Below are 25,582 nucleotides of genomic sequence, written 5' to 3'. Positions count from 1 at the left end.
TTTAAAAGGATATGTACAAACTGCGTAATTCAATTGCTTCTTTGTTACGTAATACATTGTATTTTCGTGGTAAGCGTCATCTAGGTAACACGATCGGCAATTTAATGACTAACTTCGATAGCGACCAAGAATGTATTTCAATAATTAGAATGCAAGATGGAAGCAAGATGCAGTTAGATATACGCAGTAGAACAGAACAGTGGTCTTACTGGAATGGGAATTATGACAACGATATAATTTCAAGATTGTCGAACTGCCTTAAGGAAAGATGCATTGTATTTGACGTTGGTGCTAATATTGGATTTTATTCGGTAGGGTTAGGTCGCAGGTTGCAACAATTGAATGGTCTACTGTATGCTTTTGAACCAGTCAAATCTAATTTTGATCGCCTCACAACAAATATCACATTAAATAACCTTGAAGAAATTGTGTTGGCATACAACATTGCACTTGGTGACCATGAAGGATTTATCCAAATGTCCATGGAGAATGAAAACAATGCTAAAACAGGTAATGCAGTGATGGTCAAGGGTGAAATTCAAAATAACTATTTTGGAGCGAACTCAACTGCACGTTTGACACAGATTGATACTTTTGTAAAAGAACAAAAAATTGAGAGGTGCGATCTTATCAAAATTGATGTTGAAGGAGCCGAGGTCATGTTTTTGCATGGTGCCATATCCTTTCTTAGTAAAACCCGTCCAATCATTTATGGCGAATTTAATAATTACTTTCTGCCAAGATTTGGACATTCATTTCTAGATGTGATAGATATTGTTTCGCCTTGGAACTACCGCTATTTTTGCCAAATTAAATCTGGGCAATTTATTGAGATAAAACAACCTAAGCCCGATCTTGAACATATTTTACTTGCACCATCAGAGACATCAGATTCTGTTTTGAATCAATTGGGAGTAGTTCAAGAATAAAGGTTAAAAGCTTAGTGGTGCAGAAAAATCTGAACATTTTTGAAAGTCTTGTGCGGTAAGGCTTTCAAAAACGCTCGGCGAACAGTTTTTTATCTGCACCTGTGGGATGCACCCATAAATTTAACGAGAATTAGGTCGTTTGAGCAACGCTTTCTAGCGAATTCAGTAGTCTCATTTGAGACTTAAAAAGTTTTCTGCACCACTAAGGGTTAAAAGGGTGGTGTTTACGAGGTCATAAAGATGGATTTCAAATCTTTAGTCAGCATCGTAATTAATAATTATAACTACGATCGCTTTCTTGCTGAGGCAATCAACAGTGCTTTAAATCAAACCTATCCTCATATTGAAGTCATTGTTGTTGATGACGGTTCTACGGACAACTCTCGTGAGATTATTGCTGGATATGGCGATCGCATAATTCCTCTTTTACAGCCTAACGGCAAACAAGCTTCAGCTTTTAATAGCGGTTTTGCTAAAAGCAAAGGTGATATTATTATTTTCCTGGATTCAGATGATTACTTATTTCCTAATACAGTTGAAAAAATTGTTGCAATTTGGAATTCAGACCTCTCTAAGGTACACTATCGCTTAACAGTTGTTGATTCGATTGGGGAATCGCTTGGCTACTCATCTCCTCAAGGCTCTAGTCCTTTATCGAGTGGTAAAGTATGGAAACTCCTTTTGGATAAAGGTGGATATGTCAGTACTCCAACTAGTGGTAATGCGTTAAATCGTTGTGTTCTGGAAAAGCTATTTCCCATCCCTCACGAATACAAGTTAACAGCGGATGATTATCTGTCTTTCCAAGTTCCTTTTTACGGTGACGTTGCAGCAATAGAAGAACCACTTGGGGCATACAGAATTCACGATACTAATCAATGGGCGTTGGCAACGGTCAATAGTAATCGCTTCCAACGTTTTGTTCACCATGACTTGCAAAATTTCTCCCTCCTGACTCAAACAGCAAAAAAATTCGGCTATGAGATTCCTTCTGATTTAGAACAACGCTCGATCGGACGCTTATGGTCTCGAATTATTTCTTTGCGTTTAGATCCTCAAAACCATCCAGTCAAGAGCGATCACCCACTTAATTTAATTTACTGTGGAATTCGCTCTTTATGGAAATACTCAGACTTTAACTGGCAAAAGCGACTTTTCTATAGTCTATGGTTTATCTGGGTTGGTTTGCTGCCATTGCCTCTTGCAGAACCTGCCATGACATGGTTGTATGCACCTCAACATCGACCCAAATTAGTTGATTGGGCTGTCTCTAAAATTCGTGTTCTTGTTAGCTAAGAAACTTAGTCCACAAGAAATTTAAATTAAATTGTTTCTAGAGCCCCGAACCAGATTGTAGTAAAACATCTTGACCAAAAGAAATGAGGCTAAAGCAAGGATGAAAGAAGAATACCATAGTAATTTAGCTGTGACCCAAGCAACCGTTCCTAGCAGTTCTTTAAGGGTTCTTTTTGTCAGCCATGCTTATGTCGTGGGCGTAAATCAAGGCAAGTTGGCTGCGATCTCCCAAGTCGAAGGCATAGAAGTAGGACTACTCGCTCCTAGTAACTGGAGAGCATTAGAGTGGAACCGTTTGCTACCATTAGAACGTCCCTATCCTAACCTCCATCTCTATGAAGCTCCTGTCATGTTTTCGGGTCGGGTCGGAGCCTATTTTTATGCCCCATGGGCTCTCTGGAAAGTCTTACAAGACTTTAAACCCGATATTATCCAAACTGAGGTGGAAGTATTTTCGGTCTGCGCTTTTGAGGTCGCTATTTTCTCGCGCATGATGGGCAAACCAATGGTTGTATTTGGCTGGGAAAATCAATTACGCCAACTACCACTAGCTCGTTGGCAAACTTGTCAGTTTGTGCTCAACACTGCCATTGCAATTATCTCGGGCAATCAAGACGGAGCCGAAGTAATGCAAAAGTGGAACTATCGCGGCTTATTAGAAGTGATGCCTCAAATGGGTGTCGATCCCCAGTTTTTTGCCCCATCCACAAAATCTCCACCTAATGCATCCACGTTTCGGATCGGCTTTCTCGGTCGATTAACTCAAAGCAAAGGCATCGATTTAATTTTTGCCGCTGTTGCTCAGCTCCGCGATCGCGGGATCAACAGTCAAATTATTCTCTGTGGTTCTGGATCTGAAGAAGCCGCACTGCGAAAACTAGCAGAAGATCTGCAAATTGCCGATCTCGTCTTATGGCGCGGTGCAGTTCTCCATAGCCAAGCCCCTGCAGAACTTAGCTACTTTGATGTATTAGTACTGCCTTCAAGATCGACCTCAAATTGGAAAGAACAATTTGGTCATGTTCTGATTGAAGCTATGTCTATGGGAATTCCTGTTGTAGGTTCCTCTTCTGGCGAAATTCCTAATGTAATTGGGCGATCAGATTTGGTATTTCAAGAAGATGATGTTTCAGGATTAGCATCAATTTTAGAGCGCCTATTTCGCGAACCAGCTTGGCGCGAAGAAGTTGGACAATATGGTATCAGTAGAGTTCATCAAAATTATTCCCATCAGAAAATTGCCGAGCGGTTAGTCAATCTTTGGCAAACTGTACTCGACGATCGGAAAAACGACTCACATCTCTCGAGCTAGCAGCGATTTATTGGAGCTATAGACAATGCAAACAGGAGCTAATTAATGCGAGTTGTAATTGTTCGTAGAGAGCTAGGAGTTGCTCCCAGTATGGACGTATACGCCAATAATTTGGTTGCCGAATTAAAGCAGTTGCGACCAACATGGGAAATCACAGAAATTGCTCCACAACCTTGGAGCGATAGTCAAGAGAATCTCTGGCACTCTGGTACGGGCTTTCGCAAGTATTACGAACGTTTTTGGAGTCATCCTCAGCAAGTTTGCCAAATACAAGGAGATGTTTATCACATCATAGATCATAGTAATGCTCACGTAGCGTATTGGTTGAAAAAGACAGGAAAGACGATAGTTGTTACCTGCCACGACTTAGTACAATTTGTCTATCCAGAAATTCTTAAGGGGCAATCCCGTTTTCCTGCTTTCAGTATGGCATCTTGGCAATATTCAGTTATGGGAATGCGTGATGCCGATCACGTGATTGCCGTATCTTCAAATACAGCAAAAGATGTTGCCAAAATGTTAATGATTCCTCCAGAAAGAATTACTGTTGTTCCCAATGGAGTTGAATCATTTTTTCGTCCACTTCCATCAGATGAAGTAGCAACCATACGGCAACAATACGAAGGATCGGCTGAAACTTTCTGCCTATTGAATGTAGGCTCGACCCATCAACGCAAAAATATTCCTACAATTCTTAAAGCTCTAGTTATGCTGCGCGATCGCGGTATGGCAATCAGGCTTTGGAAAGTTGGTGATGAATTTACAAAAGAGCAAACTGCATTTATTCAATCTCATAACTTAGAGGAAATTATTACATTCATCGGTAAATCTGATAAAGCATTACTTGTGGGGCTTTACAATGCTGCCGATGCGCTGATCGCTCCTTCTTTGTACGAAGGATTTGGATTAACAGTATTAGAAGCAATGGCTTGTGGTATCCCAGTAATTTCTGCCAATGTCTCTTCTTTGCCAGAGGTGACTGGGGATGCGGCAATTCTGGTCGATCCGCTTGACGTGGAGGAGATTGCTAACGCAGTTTATTCCCTACGAAAAGACCAAGCTTTATACCAAAGCTATATTGAGAAAGGATTTACAAGAGCCAAACTCTTTTCTTGGACGAAATCTATCGAACACGTTGCACAAATTTACGAAACCCTGAAGAGATTCTAAAAATTTGGGAAATAAATTTACAATCGATGAATAAAAACAAATTATTGGGCATTGAGTTTTGCCGAGGACTATCAACTTATGCAGTGATAATTGTTCACTCTGGAGATGAAACTTGGGGTCTTCCTATAGATCCTAGTGCTATAGCATTTCGCTTAAATTTCTATTTTGCTGTTCCATTCTTTCTCGCAGTAGCTTTTTATTTCATGACTGCTAAGCCAGAGATTGCCTACTCTTGGAAATTCTGGAGATCGAGAGTTGAGCGTATTTTAATTCCCTATGCTATTTGGAGTATCATCTTTTTTGTGTTAAGGGTAATCATTTTTACTCTTACCAACAAAACTGACAGATTGCAGCAATTTTTACAAGATCCTCTATCAATTGTTTTCTTGGGTGGGGCTTCCTACCATCTCTATTTCTTGGCGCTTTTGTTTGCAGGAACGTCTCTGGTATTGTTGATGCCATTTATGGAAAGGCTGAAAATTGGCAAGAGAGTTTTACTTTTTCTCTCAGTTGTCAGTATTGCTTTATATCACTTACTTGAAATTTCTGGCAATTCATTTCAACTAGGTACAAATGTTGCCTTTCAAAATTTCTTGAGTTATTGGCAAATTAATGCTGAGCAGCATCCTCTGCTTCGGCTAATGTTTGTTGAGATTGCATGGACTATAAGGTGTCTACCGTATTTCTTTGTCGCACTAACATTAAATCGACTCCTTCAAAAAACAATATTCTTGCATACTAGATTTGTTACTGTAGCATTAGCGATTTTATTCTTATGTACTGATATACTAGGAAGTTCTTTCTTGCCTAGAGCCTTACAAGAAATCATCCTAGCAGATACCCTTCTCCTATTTAGTATTTCTCTATCTAGCTATTTGAGTGACAATTCTGTAGGCAGCTTTTCAGCTAATGTTGGAGCATGTTCCTTTGGTATCTACTTAATTCATCCATATACTATGAATATTGTTAAATCTTTAGTAGGTAAAGTAATACCAGAACTTACGGCTTCCATCTCAATTTCTTCGATGTTAGCTCTTTCTATTCCTTGTTTTTTGCTCTCTTGGGTCGTAGTTTTTTATCTAACTAAAAACAAGCTGACAGCAAAGTACTTATTTGGCATCTAAAACAAAGACTGGAATTACTTGGAGTGTCAAATAATTGCTGGCATTTGAGTACGAATATAAATTTGATTGTGAGACTAAAAGTGAATATTTTCTGAGGACGTCAAGACTATGAAGGTTCTGATCTCTGCCTATTCTTGTGAACCTGGTAAAGGCTCCGAACGAGGAGTTGGTTGGAATGTTGCTCGTGAGGTTGCCAAGTACCACGAAGTGTGGGTATTGACCCGACCTGATGAAAGTAAGGAAGCAATTGAAGCGGAACTTGCCAGCAATCCAGTTCCTAATCTCCACTTTGTTTACTTTACTCTTCCTTTCTGGCAAGACAGTTTACGTTGGGGACAATCGGGTGCGATGCAACTGCACTATTATCTTTGGCAAATTCAAGCCTATTTCGTGGGATGGAAATTGCATCAGGAAGTTGGCTTTGATGCCATCCACCATGTCACGTTTGTGCGTTACTCTTGTCCTAGTTTTTTATCCTTCCTACCCGTACCGTTTATTTGGGGACCCGTCGGGGGTGGGGAGTCTGCACCGATGACTTTCTGGAAAGATTTTACTTGGAAAAATAAACTCTATGAGACCTTGCGATGGGCATGGCGATCGCTGGGAGAACTCGACCCTTTTACACGCATAACAGCTCGACGCAGTGCGATCGCCTATGTTACCACCGAAGATACGGCAAAAAGAGTGCGTGAGCTAGGTGCTCCTAACGTTCGGGTTTCCTCGGAAACTGCGATGTCAGGACAGGAAATAGAACAGTTTGAGTTTGCCCAATCTCACGCGAATGATGAGTCTCCGATTCGGTTTATCGGCATAGCTCGTCTATTGCATTGGAAGGGGTTTTATTTGGGATTGCGTGCCTTTGCCCAGGCTAATCTTCCCGATGCTGAGTATTGGATTTTAGGCGATGGCCCAGAAATGGAGCGACTGAGAGAGCTAGCTCTCGACTTAAATATTGCCAATCGGGTAAAGTTTTGGGGTCTACTACCGCGAGAAGAGGTGCTTCAGAAATTAGCGCAAGCTTCGGCTTTGGTTCATCCTAGCCTGCATGACTCGGGTGGATGGGTCTGTCTAGAAGCGATGGCAACTGGTAAACCCGCGATCTGTCTCGATCTAGGAGGCCCAGCAGTGCAGGTGACAGCGGAAACTGGCTTTAAAGTGCCAGCTCTCGATCCCGAGCAGGCAATTAGCGGTTTGGCTGAAGCTATGATTCGTCTTGCTGGCGACAAAGACCTACGATTACAAATGGGGCGATTGGGACAGCAACGCGTGAGAGAATGCTATAGCTGGGAAGTTAAGGGCAAACAGCTAGCCCAAGTCTATGAAGAAATTGTTGCTGGCAAAAACGCTAAATAATCAGTCGTCATGCATGTTCTAATTTCCGCATTACATAGGCCTTCAAAACCAACAGGAGTTTGCAGACATGCAGCCAATCTCGCTCGATGTCTTGCTGACACAAAAGAAGTCAGCAAAGTTACCTTGCTTATAGGGGAATGGCAACGCCATTATTTTAAAACTGTTTTTAATCTTTGCTCGAAAAAAATCGATGTCGTTAGCGTTGACTTCAAAAATAGTTCGTTAGCGAGAAATATCTGGTTTTTGTGGGGGCTACCCAAACTTGCCAACCAACTTCATCCTGATATTGTCCATTTGTCTTTTCCAATGCCGTTTGCGCGATCGCGATTTAACTGCCCTGTTGTTGCGACAATACACGATCTTTATCCCTATGAATGTCCTGAAAACTTTGGCTTTCCCAATGTTCTCTTTAACCGTGGGTTTCTCAAGCAGTGTATTGCGAACTGTGATGGTCTTTCTTGTGTCTCGCAGATGACGTTAAAAAATCTACAGTTCTATTTTCCTGATGCTTGCTCCCAAAAACATACAAGCGTTGTTTACAACTATGTAGACTTCAGTCAAGTTGTTTCAAAAATTCCTAAACCCTTCGATGCGAATAAGCTTCCTTCTTTTTTACTTACTGTTGCCCAGCACCGCAAAAACAAAAACCTCGATCTGCTGATTCAATCCTATGCACAACTCAGAGGAACTGGTCAATTAAGTAAGGCATCTCAATTAGCGATCGTGGGCAGCAATGGTCCTGAAACTGAGAATCTTGTTACTTTAATCCAAAATCTTGGACTGGAAAATAGCGTGTTGCTACTATCCTCGATTGATGATGGTGAGTTGCGGTGGCTGTACGAAAATTGCCAACTGTTTGCGATCGCTTCTTCTACCGAGGGGTTTTGTCTGCCTTTGGCTGAAGCAATGTATCTTGGCTGTACCGTTGTTTGCTCGAATATTGCAGTTTTTAGAGAAATTGGCTCGGACAATTGTACTTACTTTAATTTAGAAGGAGACTCGGTAAGCAAACTGACCCAAGCTATCGCGCAAACCTTAGGGCAAACTTTACCCAGACAGGATTCGGGAGACGCACGGTTCTCAAAATCGAGTGCAGGCGATCAGTATTTAAAGTTTTACTCTGCAGTTATCATAAAAAACATCAGTAGGATAATGAGATAGTAGCCAATCTAGATCGTAAATGCCCTTACAAATATTCCTAGCTTTCTCAACAGCTTTTTTTGGCAGAATTTTTTGCTCTGTAACTCGCGCTCCTTCCTTCCTCATCCACGCTCACTTAGTAATTATCCCCTTATTTTTTGGAGTTGTTTTATTTAAAACATACTTTAATGCTCGAAAAAAAATTGCAGCTACTTGGCTTCTTCTCGTGGGGCTCCTGCTCCTATTCTTAGTCATAATTGCTAGTACAGTGTTAAATAATGCAGGCTTAATCAATGCAATTTTACTCTTCTTGATGCTTGGTGAACCTTTTATGCTTTTGGCGGCTATGGTTTGCGTGCCAATGTCGCTTTTAAATTTAAAACGGTTTCAAAGCTGGTTAATTGGTGCTTGTTTTGCCAACATGGCTTTAGCTTTTATCCAGTATCTATTGTTAGAATCAGGACGCATTTATGCAGGAGGATTAGATGGAACTGATGGAATGGCGGGAGTTTTTTTTGTTTCGGGAGCGGGAAACTATGTATCTACGACAGTTTCCTTGTTCTTTAGTTTTTATTACTTCATGTTTGTCAGAGAATCTCCTCTTTGGTTGCGATCGGCTACCGTTTTTTTCGCTTTCTTTCAATTGAAACTCTCTGATTCAAAGCAAGTACTTGCGACCTTGATGATTGCTGCAGTAATTGGAATCTTTACCCATATTAAAGATATCAAAAAAACACTTCTATATCTGTTTGCTTCCGTCATAATTGGTTCAGGCTTTAACTGGTGTGTATACAATCTAGAAGGCTTTGAAGCTTTTAAAAATTATGCAACAAAAGATGTTTACGGACCTGACGGTTTGGCAGTTCAAACTAAGTTTGCAGCATTTCGGATCATTCCTACTTACTATCAATCTTTCTTGAACGAGTTACTTGGACTAGGACCTGGTCATACTGTCGGACGGCTTGGTGGCTGGCTGATTCAAGAGAACTGGAAAATTTTAGGACCTTTGGGAGCAACAGTACATCCAGCAAGCGCGGCTGTACTAGAAGTGAATCGGAATAGTTGGATCGCACAAGAATCTACTATGTACTGTGCTTTATTTGGCTGGGCTGGCATTTGGGGAGACTTAGGATATTTAGGAGTGGCATCATATCTTTTTCTTTGGTTTTTGGTTTGGCACTATTTCTGTCTTGATTACTTTTCTAAATTTCTAGTGCTTAGTACGCTGGTTTTCGGTCTGATATTTACCCAGATGGAGGAACCAGGATATACACTCTATGCAGTAGTCCTAATCGGACTTCGACGACTCGAATTTCAATTCAGTAGTTTGGAACATCAAGAATATAAAGCAGTTTCTTAAAATTCGATAGTGTTAGTGTCACGAAGTTTTCGCCACTTGCAAAATGCAATTTTGTAATGCTTTTGCTGTAAGGCTTTAAAAAATCAAGTTTCTTGGTGGCGAAAAAATAAAGACACTAACCGATAGTTAAGTTTCACCTGAGAGACATGAAAACATGAGACCAAATCGCTTGGGTATCAGGATTCTGAAGTGTAACAAAATTTTGCTTCTTTTAATGCTTGGCGTGTTTGCGGAGACAACTTTTGGTTCCAGATGCGAGGGATAGAATAAGAAGGATAAATAATCATTGCAAAACCTAAATACCAAGTGGCTTGTATATACTGCTTTTCTGCAAAGAATAATCCAGCTTTTCTATAAAAAAAACGCCCCAAAGTTTGCAGGTTTTCGGGCAATCGGGAGAGAATCGGTCGCTTTTTTTCCTCATGTTCAAACTGAGCAGGCTCAGGTAATTGGGCACCTGTTCTACGAGCTTGATGACGGGCATATATGCATCTTGCAAAAAATTGTTGTAAAAAGAACTTTTGCATAGAAACACTCTGTAAATGTACGCGGTACAATAATAAAGGTTCTGGTATAGCGAGAATAGAACCATGATCGGATATACGACTTAGTAGATCCAAATCTTGAGCAAATGTAAATCTCTCATCGTATTCACCTACTTTCAACAAAATTTCCTTCTTCAGTAGGACTGTAGGTTGAATTACAAAAGGAATCATTCCATCGTTTAAAATTCGATGGAATTCTTCTTCGGAAATAGGTCCTTGTTGCTGCAAACTTAGTACTTTTCCTGTTGAACTGATATGATAAGCATAGGTTCCCCAAACCAATACTTTAGGATTAGCATTAGCTGCCTTAATTTGCTTCTCAAATCTTTCTGGCAAGGCAATATCGTCAGCATCTATTCTTGCAATCCAGTCATACTTAGCTTCTTTAAGCCCTGTATTTAAGGCATGGCTAATTCCTTTATGATTATTTTGAATTAATCGTATCCGCCGATCTAATTTAAGATAATGCTTCACAATATCTACGGTATTATCAGTAGAACCATCATCTACAATAATTAGTTCAAAATCACCAAGTGTCTGATTCAGAATGCTCTTAATTGCCTCATCGATAAATTTTGAAGCATTATAAGCAGGCATAACAACACTAATCATGCAAATTATTACTCCTGATATCTTAAGGTTATCAATGGCAGAATCTGGATTTTGGGAACCTTTTGGTATGAGTTTTCTATTAGGGAATGAAGAGTTTTAGTACTTTTTTCAAAAAACTTTCACTATTGTTTAGTTTAGTCTAGAACTTATACATTGACCAACAAAAAGTTTTGTGAAGGAGAAGTATGGAATGGGTAATAATATCTTGGCAATCCCAAGACTGAGAATCTAACCCAGCACCTTGACGAGCTGTATCCCTCATTCCTATACCTAATTGAAATAACTAACGACTTGCTCTAATCGCTTTTCTATCTACTCTAATCGCTTTTCTATCATTGTAGTTAACTTTAGGAATGAGCCCTTAGCTGCTCTAATCATCTGTATAACTTACTGATATCAATCTCACACTTTTTCGATTCAAAATCCAAACATGAAGTCAAATCGTGTCTTTGTAGCTCTTCTCTGCTTCTTTATATCAATTCTTCTGATCGCCCTCACCAACGCATTTTCTTACCAGTTTGCTGGTAAAACCGTTATCGTTGAATCGGCAATTAGATCTCCTGAGAGCAAAGTTGAATGTGAAAACTCCTTGTCAGAGTGCAAGGTGGGATTAATAGCTTATGTTCCTACGATAGAATTCCCTGCTGATGCTGGTTTTATCGATGTGCGCTCTTTTGGTGCTAAAGGGGACGGTATCCATGATGATACAACCTCTATTCAGAATGCGATCGATCGAACCTATACCTACAACGGCGGACATCCGAATAATTTTAGGGTGCTCTATTTTCCCAACGGAACCTATCTGGTTTCCAGACCAATCTTCTGGCGTCGTTGGGTCACGATTCAGGGACAAAGCCAAAATGGTACGGTCATAAAACTCAAAAACAACGCCCAAGACTACGGTATGGGGCAGTCAAAACCAGTATTACATGCCTATTACAGTAACAATGAGTCCTTTGCTAACTATATTCAGAATTTGACAGTGAATACAGGGAAGGGAAACCCTGGAGCAATTGGGATACGGTATAACAATCACAACGAAGGGATGATTCGTGACGTTACCATTCGTTCTGAAGATGGACAGGGCGAGATTGGACTCGATCTAACCGAAAATGAATTTGGTCCTGCTCTGATCGAAAACCTGACGGTTGAAGGTTTCGATCGCGGCGTCGTTACCGTTGGCAGCGTTTCCCATGCGACATTTCTTAACCTTACGCTTAAAAATCAGCGTATTGTTGGATTTGAGAACAATCTGCCCGTATCGATTTACAGCCTGATCAGTCAGAACAAAGTACCTGCGATCGTCAATAGTGGCTTTTATCTTTCTCATATCGTGTTGGTTAAGGCTACGCTGATAGGAAGTGCGAGTTCGGTTTCAGCGATTCAAAACCAAGGAGGTTTTTATGGTCGCAATATTTCTATTAGAGGTTATAAAAATCTACTGAACGACTCGGGAACGCTGATCCCTGGGCCGACACTAAAAGAATATGTAAGCAAAAATGATGAGCAACATACGCTGTTTCCTGAAGGGGGCACGGGACATCTGAAGATGCTCTATGAGGCTCCGCCAACACCAATTTTAGAACCCGTAAGTGCTTGGATGAAGCCATTGGATGTTGGTGACGATGATACCGCAGAAGTTCAGAAAGTTTTTGACTCAGGTGCATCTACCATCTATTTCCCTTTTGGAAAGAACTATTCTGTGCGCCGAACGATTACCATTCCGACAACCGTGCGCCGAGTGGTTGGCATGCATAATGGTCCCAGCACATCTTTTGGAAATTCTAATGATTATCTTCCTGAAGATCGCCCCATTATCCGCATTGTCGGTGATACAAAAGCGCCCTTAGTACTCGAATCATTCTTCCCTTCTCGCTGGCCCTATAACGAGGCTCGTCCTGGTATTGAAATTGCTTCAAATCGCCCCGTTTATATGCGGTCTTCAGGAGGTGGGGTACTTCACCTAGCTGCAGGATATTCTGGAAATGTCTGGCTTGAAGATACGCATACGGATATTCGCATTCACGGGACTCAGACCGTTCGCGCTGTTCACTACAATCCTGAAAACAATCAGTGGGTAAAAGATCGCACCTATGTTGTGAATGAGGGAGGCAAATTTTGGTGCTTGGGCATGAAAACCGAAGCGATCGCGCGTCATGTGGATACCCAAAAAGGCGGTCAAACTGAAATTCTCGGCGGATTTTTTCGAGATCATAAAGTCCTTGAGGGTGATGCAGTGCCCTATTTTTCTACGACAGATGCGGCGATTAGTGCCACCTATCTACAATACAATTGGGGTTTTGAGGGCAACACCCGTGGGTTTGAAGCCGTAGAGACCCAAGGCTCAACTACCAAGGAACTGAGGCTTTCTCGCGATACTCACCGTATCGGCATATATCGTGGGGGCAGATCAAATCGCGGGTAGATTGCGTAACATAGAGAGGATAAACGTTAAAACCCCTTTTAAGGAAACGCATGGTTGACCAACTAATTCGTGCCACTGCTGCTGATGGTGGCGTGCGGGTTGTCGGCGTAATTGCCACCCAACTGACCAATGAGGCATCTCGTCGTCACAAACTGTCAACGGTTGCTACTGCCGCCCTCGGTCGTGCCATGAGTGCCAGCTTACTCTTAGCTTCGAGTATGAAGCGTCCCCATTCGCGGGTGAATATAAGGGTGGCAGGCGATGGTAATTTGGGCTTGGTGTTTGCCGATGCTGGCATGGACGGCACGGTCAGAGGTTTTGTCGCGAACCCCAGTTTTGATTTACCGCTCAATGCTGATGGCGATCCCGATGTGCGGGAAGCGATCGGAAAGACAGGTTTTCTCAGGGTGATGCGAGATGTTGGGTATGGCGACCCTTTCGCGAGCACGGTTGAACTGGTTTCAGGTGAAATTGGCGAGGATGTCGCTTGGTATTTGGCTTCCTCGGAGCAAACCTTTTCTAAGCTGATGGTGGGCGAATTTATTGGAGACAGCGATCTACCTAATGGGGATGCGTCACGCCGCAAGGGTGTAAATGTTTCCGCAGGAATTTTGCTCCAGATTTTACCGAAAGCCGCTAGAGATGAGAATTTAATGGCGCAAATTGATGCGCGGGTCGAGGCTTCTGAGGGGCTGACCCGTTTGCTCAAGCAAGGCAAGTCCCTAGAGCAAATTATGTCTGAGATTCTCGGCGATCTAAATTTGCATATCTTTCCTGCTACGCAGCCCGTGAAGTTTCAATGTCCATGCTCGTTAGAGCGGGTATTGGGCGCACTCAAAATGTTTGGCGAAGCCGAACTCAAAGACATGATCGCCAAAGATAATGGGGCTGAGGCAACCTGCCATTTTTGCGCTGAGGTCTATCGTGCTGACAGTCAACAGTTAGAGGAGATTATTAACGGCTTAAAAGCAGAAACCAGCGTCAATAATTAGCTCGAACTTACTGCACAGATCCCCGACTTTTTCTACAATTCCTCTTGAATTTGCAACAGATCGAGTTTTGAAAATGGTATGAGCCAGTAAAGGGTATTTGCAAATTTACAAACAAAGTCGGGGATCCTAACCGAGTTTATCCGAACAAAAACAAGATAGATCTAAATTATGGATTAGAAAACGCCATGATTTGTACTAACACTCATTGAGTTCGTCATTGCAGTTAATGTCAGAACCCGGTGGAGTGGGGACAGGATCGCAAGGAAGTTCGATGCTAAAGCAACTACCAGTATCGACCTCACTCGTCAAGTTAACAACACCTCCATGAAGTTCGGTAATCTGTTTCACCAAAGCTAAACCTAAACCCGTTCCTGTATACTTCCGATTGAGAGCGCTATCAATTTGCATGAAGGGTTTAAACAATTTAGGCATATCTTCTGAGGCAATGCCAATTCCAGTGTCAGTTATGGCTATTTTGATATAGCTGCTTGTTGGTAATGGAACGGGTATCTGTTCGTGTGAGAGCCGATTTTGATACGCATTCGTTATATCTTGAACGCTTAATGGTTCTAGCGCTTTATTTTGTTGGTGATGGCTTGCCTCTAAAGTAATATGTCCGCCTTCTGGCGTGAATTTAACCGCATTGTTGAGTAAATTAATTAAAACTTGCAGGATACGACGTTCATCAATGAATACTTTTGGAAGTTGGGTCGGAATGTTCGCTCTTATCTGAATATTTTTTTTCTGAGCCTGTTGTTTAATAAATGCGATGCTAGAGTTACAAAGAGTGCAGATATTTGCAGGCTGAAAATCTAGCTTGATTTGTCCCGACTCAATTTTGGCAACATCTAGAATGTCATTAATCAGTGCTAGTAGATGAGTACCACTGTCTTCGATTATTTTTATAGATCTGATTTGTTTCTCGTTTAACGAACCAAAAATCATGTCTTGCAATGCCTCAGACATACCTAAAATGGCATTAAGAGGCGTGCGGAGTTCGTGGCTCATGTTGGCGAGAAACTCGTCTTTCAGGCGAGTCGCACGGATGAGTTCTTCATTTGTACGCTGGAGTTGGACTTCTGCTTGCTTGCGATCGCTAATATCCGTTAAAATGCCTTGCTGACCCACTACTTCGCCCGCAGTATTGAGAATGGGGGTTGAACTCACCCTCACCCAAACATAGGGACGATCGGGGTGGCAAAGGCGAAATTCTAGTTCGCCTGCAGCCGAGTCTCTTACCAAAGCTTGCCTAGAAACAGTTACTCTCTCACGATCGTCAGGATGTATCGCCTCAGTACAGTGCTTCCCAATCCACTCGCTGGCTTCCCAACCAGATATGGTTTTAAATTGTGGTGAGAGATAGGTAAATCGCCCCTGCTCATCCATCGACCAGATCGCATCTTGCCCACCTTCCACCAAACGACGGTATTTAGACTCACTCTCTGCTAATTCTGCCTCGATTCGCTTGCGATCGGTGATATCGGTCAGCGTGCCGACATAGCCGATAAGATTACCAGCATCATCAAACTCTTGAACGACGTGAGAATAAAACCAATTGATCGTGCCATCTGGACGTAAATGCCGACCCTCTCCAGTTTTTAAAAACTGAGAATCTGGAGAGGCATGTTCATGCAGGTAATCCAATTCTTTAAGCGTATGATCGAGATCGTCAGGATGCAAGGCATTCATCCACCCTCGCCCCAAAGCCGATTCCGCAGTGCGACCTGTCATTTTGCACCAACGATGGTTCACATAGGTGCAACTGAGTTGTGGATCAAATCGGAAAATTGCCACAGGTGCAGCAGCAGCTAAGTTTGAATACCGTCGTTCGCTTTCTTGGAGTGCGAATTCTATTTGTTTGCGTACCGTAATATCTGTGTCGGAACCAATCATGCGAATGGCTTTTCCTGTCTGATCTCGCAAAACTTGTCCCCGATTGACAATCCAAATATAGGAGCCATCTTTGCACTGTGTCCGATACTCTAATTCACAAAATTCTGTCTCTCCTGCAAGATGGGCATTGAGTTGGGCGAGAGTGCGATCGTAGTCGTCAAGATGAATTCGACTCTCACATTCATCAACCGAATCACTAATCTCGTCCTCAGCAAAGCCCCGCATCTCTTTCCATCGACGGGAATAAAATTTCTTATTTCCTAGGATATCCCAATCCCAAATACCAACATTCGATCCTTTGAGCGCCAATTGCCAACGCTCTTCGCTCATTTGTAAAGCCGCAGTGCGTTCTTTAACTCGATCTTCTAGTTCTTGATTGAGTTGGGTTAGGGCTTGCGTTAACCGTTCGCGTTCGCTTTGTAACTGTGCTTGGGTCGTTGCTTGCTGGCGGACGATGGAACTTAATGCTTGATTGAGACTGGCATGACCGATCGTTCCTACTAACCGATCGGTATTATCCACAATGGGTAGGTGGCTGATTTGATGCTGCTCGAAGAGATTAAGTAAGGAACTGAGATCGTTTAATGCCGATTCTCTCACGGTTATAGGTGGATGGCTCAATACTTGTCGTAGCGTTAGATGCTTCACTGGCATCTGCTGAACGGTTAGGCGTAACATATCTCGTTCTGTTAAGAGACCGACAACCTTGTCATTTTCTACAACCACTATGCAACTAGCACTAGTGTTATTTGCCCCACTCATTGCAGTCATTGCCTCAATTACCATGCTGTCAGGTGAAGCACAGGCTGGATTTCTAATAACCGCTATCTTGAGTGCGGCTGCAATGTCTACCATAGGGAAAAGCAACTGATCTTAATGTTGTCAGTGTTTTCTTAATTATTACATGTCGGATGTTAGAGGTATAAGTTGTTTGTAGCCTTGCTCTTGAAAAGCTAGAACAGCCTGAGATTTCTGGCTAAATGGCAGTTGTTAAACAGGGAAAGTATAGTTGAAGCCTTGCTATTGAAAGCTTTTATCCTACATCCTTTGCATAGAATCGTAGATATAGCAATCCTAAACGATCCATGAGAGATTCTTTCTTCTGCATAGAATCGCAGGGTCAATTCATGAATTGACCCTGCGAAAATTGGGTAGGGGCAGTGCCCCTGTGTCTGCCCTTACCCCTTGTACGCCCAATATTTTGTCCTAAAAGCCTTAACCCGAATTCAGGTAAATTCACAAAAAAGTCGGGAATCTTAATCTGTCCTCGTGCAAATTTCCGTTTGCTCGGATGGAAATAGCCCAAGTTTGGGCTGCTAAGTTTCAGGTAGGTAGTCTTCGTCTAGAACTTGCTCGACTGTAAAGGGATGCTCTAGAGGAAATATAGCGATCGCCATGCCTGTTTCTGCGCTAGCTAGCTTTCTTGCACCTAGATAGCAGTTGTCAAACTCCTGTAAGAAGTATCTTTTTAGGCTGGGACTCGTTTTGAAGGCTTCATCTAAGCGGCGACGATGTTCTAGCAACGTGTAGCGCCAACTGTTTGAACGCTTTTCTGGCTGATATTTATATTTCAACAAGTGCATCAAAATAATTTCCAAATTACTTTTAATGGCTTGTCTTTCACTTCTTCCCATGCTTTCAATTTCTTCGATCAAATTCTCAACATCCAATGCTGCCAAATTGCCTTCCTGCAATAATTGCACGGCTTTCTCTAACCAAAGCGAGAAGTCTTGTTCGTAAAGTTGAGCGTGGAAGGTTGTTTGATGAGATGTGGTGGTCATCGTGTTGAGGGAAAAAGGAAAAGGGTTAAAGATTACGTTGTTTTAGTTCCAGTGGTAATGCGTTCAAGCGACAATATCAAGGATAACGGCGATGCGATCGCCTTGGGCATTGGTAATAATGTTGTGATTACCAAATCACTTGTAAATAGCTGCATTGATTCATCCACCAAAGCCAAACATGGGTATCGAGAATAATCATTGCTCGGCTTCCCATAAGGTATCAATCGGAGAAATGATGTCATTTTCAAAGGTGATACTGCCTTTAAGTGGATTGGTTGTTTCTAAGAAAGCGAGATTTGAAGTAATTGGCATGGGTTTTCTGAATGCCAAAATGATACGGTGGAGCATTTCGAGATGCGTGTCATCGATCGCATCAATGGCTAGTTTTAGCTGATCTCGGCTAATCATTGGCTTAAGGGCACCTCTAAAAACTCAAAGTAATTGAGAATATGAACGAAGCATCAAGGCTTTTAGGCTCTTGTTATTGAGAATAAGTCAATTAATAGAGGTGCCCTTAACAAAGAAAAAGTTTTTGATAAAGTTTATCCTAGCAAAAAACAAGACTGCAGGGGTTAGGCAAGAGAGTCAAGTCAATAGGCTCGATCTGCTGCCATTATAAACTTTGCTCATTTCATCAACTTCGATCGCAGAGTCTCTTCTCCAGCGATCGCGACTTACTTCCCCAGCGATCGCAAGTTTTCTCTAAACGATCATAATCTTCCTCTCGCGATCGCTAGAACTCTTTACTAATATAGGATATACACTTCTTCTTTATGCAATAATTGAACTATAAAAATAAAGGAGATAAAATGGCAAATAACCTAAACGAGGCACAGATAGATGCTATAAGAAATCCACGAATAGAATGGTCAGATAAATATCATAAAGATGGAAGTTCGTCTGGAGAATTTTTCTTTAATCTTGCTCCCTTTTCATTGCAACCCAAAGAGCATGGAATTGGGATTCATGCCACGTATTGTGATGATGGGAGGAAAGTAATTGTACAGGGGCATAAAGGTTCGGTGGGTGTTCTTTGTGGTTTGGAGGATTGTCTAAGTGAACTACTATCCAACTTGGAAGAGGTGTATGAAATCAGCTTCTGCCCATTAGACAAATGCCTGCAACGTATAAAAGTTAGCACTGAAAGGAGAATGGGCACTGACTTAGTTGAATTTACCTAGTCTTGATAGTTGATAAAAGAGCGATGTCAACCACTTATACAACTTTGTGTGAAAAGCTGAAGCAAGATCAAGGATAAGGAACCTCCGTTCGGGTTAAAAGGAACCTCTGCTCGGGTTAAGACGATTTTATAGGTTATTCTACGACGAAATTATATTTTTGCTGAATTACTTTGTTCTTTAAAAAGTTCAGTAGACTTTTGAAAGTCTGTTTGTGCTCCCTGATAATCTCTTAATTCGGACTTTGCAAGCCCACGATGGTAGTAAGCATTAGCGTCGTCAGGATTGATGCGGATAGCTTCTGTGTAATCAGTAATTGCTCCTTGATAATCTCCTAATTCTGACTTGTCTAACCCGCGATTGTAGTGAGCATTAGCGTCGTCAGGATTGATACGGATAGCTTCTGTATAGTCAGAGATTGCTCCCTGAGCATCTCCTAACTTTGACTTCGCTACCCCGCGATTACCGTAAGCATCAGCATAGTCAGGATTGATACGGATAGCTTCAGTATAGTCAGCAATTGCTCCCTGAATTTCTCTTAGTTTGGACTTTGCTAATCCGCGATGGTAGTAGGCATAATCGTCAGAAGGATTGATGCGGATGGCTTCTGTGTAGTCAGAGATTGCTCCCTGACAATCTCTTAACTCGGACTTAGCGAACCCGCGATTGCCATAAGCATCGGCATAGTCAGGATTTAGACAGATGGCTTCTGTGTAGTCAGAGATTGCTCCCTGATAATCTCTTAATTCGGACCTAGCTAACCCACGATTGCTGTAGACATTAGCATGGTCAGGATTGATACGGATGACTTCAGTGTAGTCAGCAATTGCTCCCTGATTATCTCCTAACTTTGACTTCGCTACCCCGCGATTGCCGTAAGCATCAGCATAGTCAGGATTGATGCGGATAGCTTCAGTGTAGTCAGCAATTGCTCCCCGAATTTCTCTTAGTTTTGACTTTGCTAATCCGCGATGGTAGTAGGCATAATCGTCAGAAGAATTGATGCGGATGGCTTCTGTGTAGTCAGAGATGGCTCCTTGATTATCTTCTACCTTTGACTTCGCAATCCCACGACTGTAATAAGCATTAGCGTAATCAGGGTTGAGACGGATAGCTTCGGTGTAGTCAGAGATGGCTCCTTGACAGTCTCCTAACTTTGACTTCGCTACCCCGCGATGATAGTAAGCATAATCGTCAGAAGGATTGATGCGGATGGCTTCTGTGTAATCAGAGATGGCTCCTTGATTATCTTCTACCTTTGACTTCGCAATCCCACGACTGTAATAAGCATTAGCGTAATCAGGGTTGAGACGGATAGCTTCGGTGTAGTCAGAGATTGCTCCTTGATAGTCTCCTAACTTTGGCTTAGCTAACCCTCGATTGTAGTAGGCATCAACGTTGTCAGGATTGATGCAAATGACTTTATTGTAGTCGGCAATTGCTCCTTGATAGTCTCCTAAATCAACCTTTGCTACCCCGCGATTGATATAAGCATTAGTGTAATTAGGATTGATGCGGATAGCTTCAGTGTAGTCAGCAATTGCTCCCTGAATTTCTCTTAGTTTGGACTTCACTAGCCCCCGATTATAGTAGGTATCAGCATAGTCAGGATTGATGCGGATATCTTCTGTGAAATCAGCAATTGCTCCCTGATTATCTCCTAACTTTGACTTCGCTACCCCGCGATTGCCGTAAGCATTAGTGTAATTAGGATTGATGCGGATAGCTTCAGTGTAGTCAGCAATTGCTCCCTGAATTTCTCTTAGTTTGGACTTCACTAGCCCCCGATTATAGTAGGCATCAGCATAGTCAGGATTGATGCGGATGGCTTCTGTGAAATCAGCAATTGCTCCCTGATTATCTCCTAACTTTGACTTGTCTACCCCGCGATCGTAGTAAACAAAGGCAAAGTCAGGATTTAGACGGATGAATTCTGTGTAGTCAGCAATTGCTCCCTGATAATCTCTTAATTCGGACTTAGCTACCCCCCGATTGTAGTAGGCATCAGCATAGTCAGGATTGATACGGATAGCTTCTGTGTAGTCAGAGATTGCTCCTTCTTTGTCTCCTAAAATAGACTTGCATGTTCCGCGATTGGCATAAGCATCGGCAAAGTCAGGGTTGAGGCAGATGGCTTCTGTATAGTCAATAATTGCTCCCTGATAATCTCTTAATCTAGACTTTGCGGAACCACGATAATTGTATACTTCGACATATGAAGGTTCAAGACGAAGAGCTTTGTTGAAATCAGCAATTGCACCTTTGATATCACCTACTTCGCGCTTTATTAACCCACGAGTAGAGTAATCTTCAGCATGACTCGGTTCGAGATGGATGAGTTCATCGTAATCATCAAGTGCTTCTTCGTAGTTTTTTAATCTTATCTTCGCTATTCCTCGATAACGGTAGGCTTCTGTAAAATCAGGTTTTAGATGTATGGCTCCTGTAAGGTAATCAATTGCTCCTTGATTATCTCCTTCATTTAAGGTTTCTAAACCACGATTAAAATAAGCTTCCAGTCTATTCATATGGATTACTCTTAAGTAATTTTTTATACTCTTGTCTTGCAGACAGGTACACTTTAATACCAGTGATAAACTAGCCTTATAACTTTATACGTTTGATTCAGATGACTTTCGTGCGGTCAGTAATCTAGCTCCGCATTGATCGCAAAACTTAGCTGTTAAAGGATTTGGACGATCGCAAGCAAGACAAAGGCAGTTGCTCATGCTTCAAATTGTTGGAAAATCTGGCTTCAACAATTATGACATTTTCATTAGTAGTTGCAATCTGCCTTAGACACAAATTAACCTTTAACTTCGGATGTTTGGCTCATCCCCACCTTAGAACTCAAGAGTTGTAAAGCAGCGACATATTGTCCATCATCTTTTGTGCCCAGTTTCTCGCGGGTGAGCGGTTCGGTGAGCTTGACCTCAACATCGGGCGTAATTCCTTTTTTGTGAATGTCGTGATGTTTGGGCGTTTCATATTTAGCGATCGTTACAGCTAAACCAGAGCCATCATCGAGATCGTAAAGCGACTGAATCAAGCCCTTGCCAAAGGTGCGCGTTCCTAACAAAGCAGCACGTCCATTCTCTTGCAATGCGCCTGCAAGAACTTCGCTAGCACTTGCCGTACCCCCATCAGTCAAGATCACCAAAGGATCGCCTGTCAGTGCAGCATTCGTCGCAGCATAGCTTTCTTGCAAACCTTGCCGATCGCGGGTAAACACAATTACGCCTTCGGGCAACCACATCCGCGCAATTTCTAAGCCAGCATCAAACAGTCCACCGGGATTGCCACGCAGATCTAAAACATAGCGATCGGCTCCCTTGGCTTCGAGTTGCTTAATCGCCTTTGACATATCTGTGGCAGCATTGCCATTAAATTGACTCAGCCGAATGTAGCCAACCTTATGCTCTTCTTCTTGGTTGAGCTTGGCAATTACAGGGTTTACAGCAATGCGATCGCGTTGAATCGTCACCTCAAGGGTGTCAACCTTATTGTTTAGGCTATTCTTTGTATCCTTAAGATCGGGGGCTTGGCTGACTAATTGCGTCGAAACAGGTCGTGCGATCGTCAGCGTCACTTTTGAGCCAAGACTACCGCGCATGCGTTCGGCGCATTCATCTAAAGTCATGTTTTCCGTAGAGGCATTGTCGATCTTGACAATGCGATCGAGCGATCGCACGCCAGCTCTATCCGCAGGAGAGCCTTCGATTGGCGCGACGACAATAATGCTGTGCGATGCTGTATCGACGGCAATTTGCAACCCTACGCCTGTGAGTTCGCCAGCGGTGCTGGTTTGCATGCTGCGAAATTGATCGGGTCTGAGTAGGCGCGTAAACGGATCGTCCAGCGTCGCCAACATTTCTTGAATTGCCGTGTAGGTTTCATCTCGGCTGTTAAATTTACGGTTGGCAAATTTGCGCCGAACTTTGTACCAGTTTTGATGGTTAAAGCTGCTATCAACGTAGGAACGATTGACCAGTTGCCAAACGTTGGTTAAAAATTTTTGTTCGTTGTTGTAGTCCGTAACGGCTGCGATCGCACCACCCATAAAGAGCAACTGTGCGCTAAAAACGATGGACAAAACTACAAGCCAAGACCAAAATTTACGCTGCTTCAACATGCTTTATAAATTAAAAAATTAAATAAGAGGAAATAAAATCTGATTTTATTCTCTCCATGTTACCCAATCCTGACCATACGTCACAGGATACAGTTCGTCGATCTTCAACGCGAGTTAGATTTGGGTTAGCGCGAGTTAGATCAAGAATAGTTGCTGAACTTCAGCCAAGGAAACTTCCCACAATAATTCTGGTCGCCATGTATCTGCGTCAAAGCTTGACTCACAGCCGCGATCGTAGGCAGCTTTTAGCCTTGCTTCAATGGCTTTTTCACCCTGTCCTGATAGGGATACCTCGCGCCCAATACGTCTCATCAAAGCCGCTAAAAGCACAATGTGAAGCAGCATAAATTTTGAACCCAGCAGAAATGCCTGCACCTCAGCCTCACCGATCGCATCCGTACCATAGCCAGTCAAAACGTGAACGCCATCGTGAAGCTGCTTGCGCCGCGCCCCCGTGGTCAAGGGGGATAGGCGATTTCGATCGAGAAAATCAGCCCAAGCTCGTCCAAAACTGCCAACAGGCAGCGATCGCAACTTAGCAATATCCACAATGGGCAGGACATTCAAACCCATCACGCCTGTAATGAGATCGACACCTTTTAAGAAGGGATCGACATTGCCAAATGGTTGAATGGCAGTGAGAAAAGAGAGAGTAGGATTAAGCATAACGGTATGGGGAGTAGGAATAGTTATGTCAATGAATTCCAGATTTAGTGTCAGTTCTAGATAAAGGCGCAGCCTTTGGAATAGAGATGTTCGTAAATCGCAAACTTAGAAACCAAAAGCCGCACCTGTCTGGAGAAACTTCGATCGTTCGCGATCGCCAGAATGGGAAGCCTAATTCCCACGATTCATAAACTGTTGTTGCATATGCTGCCGCATTTTTTGTTGCTGCTCGGGGGTGAGAACGGCTTGCATCTGTTTGCGAGACGCTTGCATAATCGATCGGATTTGCGCTTTTTGTTCGGTAGAGAGAATAGTATCCATTGCATCCTTCATATCTTCACCATTGGCGATCGCCGTTTTAACCTGCTGTTTTTGCTCAGGCGTGACAATACCTTCAATTTGAGAACGGGTTGATTTGCGAATCTGATCCAACTGTGTTTTTTGCTGTTCGGTCAAACCAAGATCTGGGGGCATCATATGTCCGCCACCGCCTGGGTGGGGAGCCATCATGCGATCGCCACTGGTTGGGCTACCAGGCATAGATTGGGCTAAAACAATGGTAGGGGTTGCGATCGAGAGGGCTGCGATCGCACCAGTTAGAATCGGAATCAGTTTGAGTTTCATAGAATTTGCCTTTTTTGTAAGTGTTTAACAATGCCAACATCCTAGAAACATTTACTGGATTTGCCATGCCGCAAACGTCACGAATACTGCTGTGACAAAAGTCATAGTTTTGCCGTAGATGATAAAGTAAAAGTAGAAAGGGAGAAGGAAAAAGTTATGCTTGAAACGATCGCCACTTCTATTTCGCCATCTTTGTACGAGCGCGACTATTTGCTGTGGGTTGAGGAGACAGTGAATCAGCTCAAATTAACCCCTAGTCTAAGGAACTACTTTACAATCGTCTTTGATGAAATCTATGCTGATGCCCTCTCTGAGGCGCGAATTGAATATCCCCATTCGCAATTTCCCGATCGCTGGCAATTTGAGCATGCGGTGGATGCCATTTTAAGCACGACCTTTTGGCATCAGGAGTAGGTAAGCGTAAGCTATTGCAAAGGCTAAAATCACAAATAAACTCTGGCAGCAGGTGTAGCAATGACCGTCGCCACTCAGAAAATGACCCTAGAAGAGTTCCTTGCCTATGAAGATGGCACGGATTATTTATATGAGCTAGAAAATGGAGAACTAGTCTGGATATCTGCTGAGAGCGAAATCAATCGCCGAATTGCCATGTTTTTGCTCATATATTTCAGTCAACAGGGGATTCCCTCCGAGCGATTGACCATGAAGACAGAAATAGCAGTGAGTGGCTCGAGAGTATCCGTGCGCGTACCAGATTTACTCGTGTTGTCGGAGGAATTAGCCACACTACTTGAAGGCGCAAGCAGATCGATAGTGTTAATGGATATGCCACCACCTTTACTTGTCGTAGAAGTTGTCAGTCCCAACCAAGAAAAGCGAGATTATCGTTACAAACGGAGTGAATACGCAGCTAGAGGAATTGCGGAATATTGGATCGTCGATCCGATCCAACAAAAAGTAACGATCCTAGAATTGGTAGAAGGTTTTTATGAAGAAAAAGTTTATCAAGACAGCGATCGCATTGAGTCATCCCTATTCGTGCAAATCGATCTGAGTGTCGATCGCGTATTGCAACTAAGCTAAAAATAA

At 42.6% G+C, this 25,582-nt stretch carries 23 protein-coding genes; 14 read left to right on the top strand and 9 right to left on the bottom strand.

From position 1 onward, the window contains the following. Window positions 1-11: 11 nt before the first annotated feature. From ACP2WE_RS03320 to ACP2WE_RS03285, 8 genes are all read left to right on the top strand, one after another. Window positions 12-929 (top strand): FkbM family methyltransferase, encoded by a 918-nt coding sequence (locus ACP2WE_RS03320; RefSeq protein ID WP_425214162.1) that lies wholly within the window; start codon window positions 12-14, stop codon window positions 927-929. Window positions 930-1,169: 240 nt separating this feature from the next. After that, on the top strand, window positions 1,170-2,225 hold the full coding sequence (locus ACP2WE_RS03315) for a glycosyltransferase family 2 protein (protein ID WP_425214161.1): 1,056 nt from the start codon (window positions 1,170-1,172) through the stop codon (window positions 2,223-2,225). A gap of 100 nt (window positions 2,226-2,325) precedes the next feature. Continuing rightward, a complete protein-coding gene (locus ACP2WE_RS03310; RefSeq protein ID WP_425214160.1) occupies window positions 2,326-3,537 on the top strand; it encodes a glycosyltransferase in 1,212 nt (403 codons plus the stop codon). A 45-nt stretch (window positions 3,538-3,582) separates the two neighbouring features. Next, complete coding sequence (locus ACP2WE_RS03305; protein WP_425214159.1) at window positions 3,583-4,707, top strand: glycosyltransferase family 4 protein; 1,125 nt, start codon at window positions 3,583-3,585, stop codon at window positions 4,705-4,707. Window positions 4,708-4,733: 26 nt separating this feature from the next. Continuing rightward, window positions 4,734-5,831, top strand: a complete 1,098-nt coding sequence (locus ACP2WE_RS03300) for an acyltransferase family protein (RefSeq protein ID WP_425214158.1) — start codon at window positions 4,734-4,736, stop codon at window positions 5,829-5,831. Window positions 5,832-5,939: 108 nt separating this feature from the next. Beyond that, complete coding sequence (locus ACP2WE_RS03295) at window positions 5,940-7,184, top strand: glycosyltransferase family 4 protein (protein ID WP_425214157.1); 1,245 nt, start codon at window positions 5,940-5,942, stop codon at window positions 7,182-7,184. Window positions 7,185-7,193: 9 nt separating this feature from the next. Beyond that, window positions 7,194-8,345 (top strand): glycosyltransferase family 4 protein, encoded by a 1,152-nt coding sequence (locus ACP2WE_RS03290; RefSeq protein WP_425214156.1) that lies wholly within the window; start codon window positions 7,194-7,196, stop codon window positions 8,343-8,345. A gap of 19 nt (window positions 8,346-8,364) precedes the next feature. Beyond that, the gene (locus ACP2WE_RS03285) at window positions 8,365-9,684 is read left to right on the top strand and encodes a hypothetical protein (RefSeq protein ID WP_425214155.1); all 1,320 of its coding nucleotides are present in this window, start codon (window positions 8,365-8,367) and stop codon (window positions 9,682-9,684) included. 176 nt (window positions 9,685-9,860) lie between these two features. Here ACP2WE_RS03285 and ACP2WE_RS03280 read toward each other — a convergent pair whose 3' ends face one another. After that, window positions 9,861-10,841, bottom strand: coding sequence for a glycosyltransferase family 2 protein (locus ACP2WE_RS03280; protein ID WP_425214154.1), 981 nt, complete (start codon window positions 10,839-10,841; stop codon window positions 9,861-9,863). Window positions 10,842-11,271: 430 nt separating this feature from the next. Here ACP2WE_RS03280 and ACP2WE_RS03275 point away from each other — a divergent pair, with 430 nt between their 5' ends. Beyond that, window positions 11,272-13,266 (top strand): glycosyl hydrolase family 28-related protein, encoded by a 1,995-nt coding sequence (locus ACP2WE_RS03275; protein ID WP_425214153.1) that lies wholly within the window; start codon window positions 11,272-11,274, stop codon window positions 13,264-13,266. A gap of 50 nt (window positions 13,267-13,316) precedes the next feature. Next, window positions 13,317-14,258 (top strand): Hsp33 family molecular chaperone HslO, encoded by a 942-nt coding sequence (gene hslO / locus ACP2WE_RS03270; protein ID WP_425214152.1) that lies wholly within the window; start codon window positions 13,317-13,319, stop codon window positions 14,256-14,258. A gap of 195 nt (window positions 14,259-14,453) precedes the next feature. Here the strand turns inward: hslO and ACP2WE_RS03265 are convergent, their stop codons facing one another. Continuing rightward, window positions 14,454-17,006 carry a PAS domain S-box protein gene (locus ACP2WE_RS03265; protein ID WP_425214151.1) on the bottom strand — a complete coding sequence of 851 codons (2,553 nt, stop codon included), beginning with the start codon at window positions 17,004-17,006 and terminating at the stop codon, window positions 14,454-14,456. Between the two features lie 461 nt (window positions 17,007-17,467). After that, the gene (locus ACP2WE_RS03260) at window positions 17,468-17,932 is read right to left on the bottom strand and encodes a DUF29 domain-containing protein (protein WP_425214150.1); all 465 of its coding nucleotides are present in this window, start codon (window positions 17,930-17,932) and stop codon (window positions 17,468-17,470) included. A gap of 57 nt (window positions 17,933-17,989) precedes the next feature. Between ACP2WE_RS03260 and ACP2WE_RS03255 the strand changes: the two genes are divergently transcribed. Continuing rightward, window positions 17,990-18,127, top strand: a complete 138-nt coding sequence (locus ACP2WE_RS03255; protein WP_425214149.1) for a hypothetical protein — start codon at window positions 17,990-17,992, stop codon at window positions 18,125-18,127. On the opposite strand, the gene ACP2WE_RS03250 is transcribed toward ACP2WE_RS03255, so the two are convergent. Continuing rightward, window positions 18,128-18,340 (bottom strand): hypothetical protein, encoded by a 213-nt coding sequence (locus ACP2WE_RS03250; protein WP_425214148.1) that lies wholly within the window; start codon window positions 18,338-18,340, stop codon window positions 18,128-18,130. 401 nt (window positions 18,341-18,741) lie between these two features. On the opposite strand from ACP2WE_RS03250, the gene ACP2WE_RS03245 reads away from it, so the two are divergent. Then, complete coding sequence (locus ACP2WE_RS03245) at window positions 18,742-19,113, top strand: hypothetical protein (protein WP_425214147.1); 372 nt, start codon at window positions 18,742-18,744, stop codon at window positions 19,111-19,113. 149 nt (window positions 19,114-19,262) lie between these two features. Here the strand turns inward: ACP2WE_RS03245 and ACP2WE_RS03240 are convergent, their stop codons facing one another. The 5 genes from ACP2WE_RS03240 to ACP2WE_RS03220 form a co-directional block, all read right to left on the bottom strand. Continuing rightward, complete coding sequence (locus ACP2WE_RS03240) at window positions 19,263-21,638, bottom strand: tetratricopeptide repeat protein (RefSeq protein ID WP_425214146.1); 2,376 nt, start codon at window positions 21,636-21,638, stop codon at window positions 19,263-19,265. A gap of 278 nt (window positions 21,639-21,916) precedes the next feature. Beyond that, window positions 21,917-23,242 carry a S41 family peptidase gene (locus tag ACP2WE_RS03235; protein ID WP_425214145.1) on the bottom strand — a complete coding sequence of 442 codons (1,326 nt, stop codon included), beginning with the start codon at window positions 23,240-23,242 and terminating at the stop codon, window positions 21,917-21,919. A 135-nt stretch (window positions 23,243-23,377) separates the two neighbouring features. After that, window positions 23,378-23,908, bottom strand: a complete 531-nt coding sequence (locus tag ACP2WE_RS03230) for a Coq4 family protein (protein ID WP_425214144.1) — start codon at window positions 23,906-23,908, stop codon at window positions 23,378-23,380. A 56-nt stretch (window positions 23,909-23,964) separates the two neighbouring features. Beyond that, window positions 23,965-24,090, bottom strand: coding sequence for a hypothetical protein (locus tag ACP2WE_RS03225; protein ID WP_425214143.1), 126 nt, complete (start codon window positions 24,088-24,090; stop codon window positions 23,965-23,967). Then, window positions 24,080-24,532 carry a Spy/CpxP family protein refolding chaperone gene (locus tag ACP2WE_RS03220; RefSeq protein ID WP_425214142.1) on the bottom strand — a complete coding sequence of 151 codons (453 nt, stop codon included), beginning with the start codon at window positions 24,530-24,532 and terminating at the stop codon, window positions 24,080-24,082. Before ACP2WE_RS03220 ends, ACP2WE_RS03225 begins: the two co-directional genes overlap by 11 nt. 156 nt (window positions 24,533-24,688) lie before the next feature. On the opposite strand from ACP2WE_RS03220, the gene ACP2WE_RS03215 reads away from it, so the two are divergent. Next, window positions 24,689-24,946: a DUF29 family protein gene (locus tag ACP2WE_RS03215; RefSeq protein WP_425214141.1), complete on the top strand. Its 258-nt coding sequence runs from the start codon at window positions 24,689-24,691 to the stop codon at window positions 24,944-24,946. 60 nt (window positions 24,947-25,006) lie between these two features. Continuing rightward, the gene (locus ACP2WE_RS03210; RefSeq protein WP_425214140.1) at window positions 25,007-25,576 is read left to right on the top strand and encodes a Uma2 family endonuclease; all 570 of its coding nucleotides are present in this window, start codon (window positions 25,007-25,009) and stop codon (window positions 25,574-25,576) included. The last annotated feature ends 6 nt before the right edge of the window (window positions 25,577-25,582 follow it).

The sequence above is a fragment of the Tumidithrix helvetica PCC 7403 genome, assembly GCF_965232925.1.
GTDB lineage: Bacteria > Cyanobacteriota > Cyanobacteriia > Pseudanabaenales > Pseudanabaenaceae > Tumidithrix > Tumidithrix helvetica.
The sequence above is the reverse complement of the archived record's forward strand: the minus strand, read 5'-3'. Positions and strand labels throughout refer to the sequence as shown.

What these genes read in the sequence shown, in the direction of transcription:
- ACP2WE_RS03320 (WP_425214162.1), top strand. Translation starts at nt 12, where the DNA reads ATGTACAAACTGCGTAATTCAATTGCTTCTTTGTTACGTAATACATTG.
- ACP2WE_RS03315 (WP_425214161.1), top strand. Translation starts at nt 1,170, where the DNA reads ATGGATTTCAAATCTTTAGTCAGCATCGTAATTAATAATTATAACTAC.
- ACP2WE_RS03310 (WP_425214160.1), top strand. Translation starts at nt 2,326, where the DNA reads ATGAAAGAAGAATACCATAGTAATTTAGCTGTGACCCAAGCAACCGTT.
- ACP2WE_RS03305 (WP_425214159.1), top strand. Translation starts at nt 3,583, where the DNA reads ATGCGAGTTGTAATTGTTCGTAGAGAGCTAGGAGTTGCTCCCAGTATG.
- ACP2WE_RS03300 (WP_425214158.1), top strand. Translation starts at nt 4,734, where the DNA reads ATGAATAAAAACAAATTATTGGGCATTGAGTTTTGCCGAGGACTATCA.
- ACP2WE_RS03295 (WP_425214157.1), top strand. Translation starts at nt 5,940, where the DNA reads ATGAAGGTTCTGATCTCTGCCTATTCTTGTGAACCTGGTAAAGGCTCC.
- ACP2WE_RS03290 (WP_425214156.1), top strand. Translation starts at nt 7,194, where the DNA reads ATGCATGTTCTAATTTCCGCATTACATAGGCCTTCAAAACCAACAGGA.
- ACP2WE_RS03285 (WP_425214155.1), top strand. Translation starts at nt 8,365, where the DNA reads ATGCCCTTACAAATATTCCTAGCTTTCTCAACAGCTTTTTTTGGCAGA.
- ACP2WE_RS03280 (WP_425214154.1), bottom strand. Translation starts at nt 10,841, where the DNA reads ATGATTAGTGTTGTTATGCCTGCTTATAATGCTTCAAAATTTATCGAT.
- ACP2WE_RS03275 (WP_425214153.1), top strand. Translation starts at nt 11,272, where the DNA reads ATGAAGTCAAATCGTGTCTTTGTAGCTCTTCTCTGCTTCTTTATATCA.
- hslO (WP_425214152.1), top strand. Translation starts at nt 13,317, where the DNA reads ATGGTTGACCAACTAATTCGTGCCACTGCTGCTGATGGTGGCGTGCGG.
- ACP2WE_RS03265 (WP_425214151.1), bottom strand. Translation starts at nt 17,006, where the DNA reads ATGGTAGACATTGCAGCCGCACTCAAGATAGCGGTTATTAGAAATCCA.
- ACP2WE_RS03260 (WP_425214150.1), bottom strand. Translation starts at nt 17,932, where the DNA reads ATGACCACCACATCTCATCAAACAACCTTCCACGCTCAACTTTACGAA.
- ACP2WE_RS03255 (WP_425214149.1), top strand. Translation starts at nt 17,990, where the DNA reads ATGCGTTCAAGCGACAATATCAAGGATAACGGCGATGCGATCGCCTTG.
- ACP2WE_RS03250 (WP_425214148.1), bottom strand. Translation starts at nt 18,340, where the DNA reads ATGATTAGCCGAGATCAGCTAAAACTAGCCATTGATGCGATCGATGAC.
- ACP2WE_RS03245 (WP_425214147.1), top strand. Translation starts at nt 18,742, where the DNA reads ATGGCAAATAACCTAAACGAGGCACAGATAGATGCTATAAGAAATCCA.
- ACP2WE_RS03240 (WP_425214146.1), bottom strand. Translation starts at nt 21,638, where the DNA reads ATGAATAGACTGGAAGCTTATTTTAATCGTGGTTTAGAAACCTTAAAT.
- ACP2WE_RS03235 (WP_425214145.1), bottom strand. Translation starts at nt 23,242, where the DNA reads ATGTTGAAGCAGCGTAAATTTTGGTCTTGGCTTGTAGTTTTGTCCATC.
- ACP2WE_RS03230 (WP_425214144.1), bottom strand. Translation starts at nt 23,908, where the DNA reads ATGCTTAATCCTACTCTCTCTTTTCTCACTGCCATTCAACCATTTGGC.
- ACP2WE_RS03220 (WP_425214142.1), bottom strand. Translation starts at nt 24,532, where the DNA reads ATGAAACTCAAACTGATTCCGATTCTAACTGGTGCGATCGCAGCCCTC.
- ACP2WE_RS03215 (WP_425214141.1), top strand. Translation starts at nt 24,689, where the DNA reads ATGCTTGAAACGATCGCCACTTCTATTTCGCCATCTTTGTACGAGCGC.
- ACP2WE_RS03210 (WP_425214140.1), top strand. Translation starts at nt 25,007, where the DNA reads ATGACCGTCGCCACTCAGAAAATGACCCTAGAAGAGTTCCTTGCCTAT.